Source organism: Candidatus Darwinibacter acetoxidans (assembly GCF_041936445.1).
In the GTDB taxonomy this organism is placed as follows: domain Bacteria; phylum Bacillota; class Limnochordia; order Darwinibacteriales; family Darwinibacteriaceae; genus DTU010.
The window spans coordinates 1-3,415 of the sequence record NZ_JBHGXH010000129.1; the positions used below are offsets into that span (position 1 = coordinate 1).

General features: G+C 64.6%; 4 protein-coding genes and 1 pseudogene. All 5 read left to right on the forward strand.

Features of this window, described 5'->3' with window-relative positions; all coding sequences use genetic code 11:
* Positions 1-3 precede the first annotated feature (3 nt).
* Positions 4-429, forward strand: a pseudogene (locus tag ACE4YL_RS04500) (ATP-binding cassette domain-containing protein); the annotation flags it as partial.
* A gap of 147 nt (positions 430-576) precedes the next feature.
* Positions 577-861, forward strand: coding sequence for an oligopeptide/dipeptide ABC transporter ATP-binding protein (locus ACE4YL_RS04505; protein ID WP_461359926.1), 285 nt, complete (start codon positions 577-579; stop codon positions 859-861).
* Positions 858-2,069 (forward strand): glycoside hydrolase family 10 protein, encoded by a 1,212-nt coding sequence (locus ACE4YL_RS04510; protein WP_461359925.1) that lies wholly within the window; start codon positions 858-860, stop codon positions 2,067-2,069. Before ACE4YL_RS04505 ends, ACE4YL_RS04510 begins: the two co-directional genes overlap by 4 nt.
* Positions 2,066-2,725, forward strand: a complete 660-nt coding sequence (locus ACE4YL_RS04515; RefSeq protein WP_461359636.1) for a serine hydrolase domain-containing protein — start codon at positions 2,066-2,068, stop codon at positions 2,723-2,725. The genes ACE4YL_RS04510 and ACE4YL_RS04515 overlap by 4 nt, the downstream gene beginning before the upstream one ends.
* Positions 2,722-3,261: a serine hydrolase gene (locus ACE4YL_RS04520; RefSeq protein WP_461359639.1), complete on the forward strand. Its 540-nt coding sequence runs from the start codon at positions 2,722-2,724 to the stop codon at positions 3,259-3,261. The genes ACE4YL_RS04515 and ACE4YL_RS04520 overlap by 4 nt, the downstream gene beginning before the upstream one ends.
* Positions 3,262-3,415 lie beyond the last annotated feature (154 nt).

The window sequence follows — 3,415 nt, forward strand, 5'->3', positions numbered from 1 at the left end:
GCCCTGGTTGGCGAATCGGGCAGTGGCAAGACCACCACCGCCAAAGTGGTGGCCAAGCTGTACCGACCCACCCAGGGTGAGGTGCTCTTTAAGGGCCGGGACATCTTCCAGCAGCGGGGCGGTGACAAGGAGTACAAGAAGTCGGTGCAGATGATCTTCCAGAACCCCTACGAGGTGCTCAACCCCACGCACCGCATCGAGAGTATCCTGGAGCGCCCCTTCAAGATCCACGGCCTGGCCACAAGGCGGGAGATCAGGGGGAAGGTGGAGGAGCTTTTGGCCAGCGTGGGGCTGGAACCTGCGGAAAAGTACCTTCCTAAGTTTCCCCATGAGCTCTCCGGGGGGGAGCGCCAGCGGATCAACATCGCCCGGGCCATTTCGGTGGAGCCGGAGCTGCTCCTCGCCGATGAGCCCACATCCATGCTGGATGTTTCCATCAAGATGATCATCATGAACCTTCTGAAAAGGTTTAGGGAGGAGCGGAACATCTCCCTGCTCTACATCACCCATGACCTGGCGGGGGCGAAATACCTGGCGGATCGCATCGCGGTGCTCTATGCGGGGATGCTGGTGGAGATGGGGCCGGCCCGCGCCGTGATCCATGCCGCCTACCATCCCTACACCCAGCTGTTGAGGGCGGCCGCGCCCCAGCCCGAGCAGGGGTTCCGCCAGGGCAGGCTGCCCGCGAAGGGGGATATACCCAGTTTGATCAATCCTCCCCCCGGCTGCCGCTTCCATCCCCGCTGCCCCCTGGCGGGCCCCCAGTGCGCCCGGGAAGTGCCGGAGCTGGAAGAGGTGGCTCCAGGTCATCTGGTGCGCTGCCTGAAGCTGGAAGAAGCAAAGGGGGGATTGGCGCAGTGAAAAACGCGGTTTGGCTTTATTTCCGCCCCGGCTTCAACCCTCCCGCAGGCCCCGGGGAGTTCCTGGCCTGGGCGGAGCGCTTCGGCGTTAAGATCGTCCTTCTAGATTGTTTTCCCGGCGCCAGGTATGCCAAGAAAGCGGCGCCAGATCAAGAGCTGGCGCGGTTTGTCCAAGCCTGCGCCGATGGGGGGCTGGAGGTCCACGGCCTTTTCAGCGCCTTGACCTCCGTGCCGGAGCAGTGGATCAGGACGGAACGCCGGGAGCTTTTCTGCGTGGACTACCACGGCATTTCCGTCCTGGATGAGCCCATTGCCGGCAGGCGGTACTTCTTGGATCCCACCAGCCCCGAAGTGGTGGACCTGGTTGCGGCCACAAGCCGCCATATCCTGGAAAGCTACCCAGCCCTTGAGGGGATCCAGCTGGATTTCATCCGCTACTACCACTACCACAGCCGCTTCACCGTTTTGGCCCAGGAGCTGGGGCACACCTTGAGCCTGCTGGCGGAGGGCTCCCCGGTGCAGCTGGTGGTGGGGGACAAAAGGGTCACCTTTTTTCTCGAGCAGAAAGACATGCTCTACCACGATCCACCCCTGGGCAAGGAGCTCCACTTCCACCGCCAGTTCAGCTACTGCTTCTGCAGCCGCTGCATTGAGGAGTTCTGCCGCCGCCAAGGCGCGGTGCTGCCCGCCGAGCTCCAGAGCACGCAGGAGAAAGCGGAATGGATTTTGGGGCACTTGGGGGAGGCTTGGGTACACTTCCGGGCCCAGGTCCTGGAGGATCTTCTGGCGGAGGTGCGCAGGGCAGTAAAGGGGGTGGGGGCGGATAAAGAGCTTTCCATCACCGTTTGGTACAGCTCACCCTACGGCTCTGAACTGGTGGGTAGAGCTGCGGATCTGGACAGCGCCGTGTGGGATTTCGGCCAGGACTGGTGGCGCTGGGCCGAGGTGGGCCTTGTGGATTTTGTCTGCCCCATGAACTACTGGCTGACCACGGAGAGTTTTCAAATGGTGATCGCCAAGCAGCGCTCCAGGCTCAAGGGGGACCTGCCCCTTTTCAGCGGGATCCTGCGGAGCCCCGAGCATCCCCTTTCCGGCGAGGAGCTCACTGCTTACCTGGAGGCGGCTCGGCGGGCTGGAGCCGCGGGGCTCTGCTTTTTCCACTACGGTACGTGGCGGGATCTTGACTGGAAGGTGGGGAAGGCCAGATGATCCGGGATTTCACCAGGAGCCGGCGGGTTGTGCAGGAGGCTGCGCAGCGGGGGGTGTTCCCGGGGGCGGTGGCCGCTGCCGCCACCTCACGGGGCGTTCTCTGGCTGGAGAGTTTCGGCCTTGCCAGCCTCCCGGAACAGAGAAAAATGCAGGTGGACAGCGTTTTTGATCTCGCTTCCCTCACCAAGCCCGTGGCCACCGCAGCGGCCCTGCTGCGGCTGGTGGATGCGGGGTGCATCTCCCTGGATGAGCCGGTGGGGAGCTTCCTGCCTGCTTGGCGCGGCCCCCGCCGCAGCGCGGTGAGCATCCGGCACCTGCTCACCCACACAGGGGGCCTGCCCCCTTGGTATCCAGTCTACACCCGGGCGGTGGGGAAAAGCGCAGTGCTCTTCTTCCTCAGCAGCCTGGAGCTGGCCTACCCGCCGGGCACCGCGGTGCACTACAGCTGTTTAGGCTTTATCCTCCTGGGCTTCATCGTGGAGGAAGTGACAGGGGAGGGACTCCACCAGGCCTGCCGGCGGCTGGTCTTTGAGCCTTTGGGTATGCGCAGCACGGCCTTTCTGCCCCTGGAGCATCTGGGGGTACCCCCGGAGCGGTTGGTGCTCACTAACCTGATGACCTCACGGAAAAACCCAAGGCGGCCAGGGCGGGCCTGACCTTCAGCGGTTGGGCCCAGGGTTTTCCTGTGGGGCTGCCCCATGACGGCAACGCCCGCCACGCCCTGGGCGGGGTGGCGGGGAACGCGGGCCTTTTCGGCAGCGCCGAGGACCTCCTCATCTACGGGCGGGCCTGGCTGGCCATGCTGCGGGGAGAGGAAAACGGTCTGCTCACGCCCTCCCTGGCCAGGCTGGCGGTGGCGGACCACACCTCGGCGCTGGGGCCTCCCCGGGGGCTGGGCTGGGCCCTGTCCCAGCCTGGACTGGCGGAGCCGGCGGCAGCCCCGGCTCCCTGGGAGCTGCCCTTTGCCGAGCCGGCCCCTTGGGCCGCCATTAGCCCCCGCTCCAGCGGTGAGCTTCTCTCCCCGAGGTCCTTCGGGCACACCGGGTTCACGGGCACTTCCCTCTGGATCGATCCGGAGAAGGACTTGGTGATTGTGCTGTTGACCAACTATGTGCACGGGGAGAAAAAGCTTCCCCTCATGCCCGTACGGGCGCGGCTGCACAACGCGGTGGTGGCGGACCTGCGGCTCTAGACCGCGCCCAGGGATCGAGTAGGTAGCCGCTAGGTGATCAGCCTAGCGGCTTTCCTCTCACAGAACGGTGCGTACGGGCCGCGTACACCGCTCCTGAAGAATCTACCGCCGTTCGTAGAACTGCGACACAATACCAACACTGTACTTCGTTAGG

Bases quoted from the DNA above. Each gene is read 5' to 3' on its own strand.
- ACE4YL_RS04515 (WP_461359636.1), top strand. From the start codon at position 2,066: ATGATCCGGGATTTCACCAGGAGCCGGCGGGTTGTGCAGGAGGCTGCG.
- ACE4YL_RS04505 (WP_461359926.1), top strand. From the start codon at position 577: ATGGGGCCGGCCCGCGCCGTGATCCATGCCGCCTACCATCCCTACACC.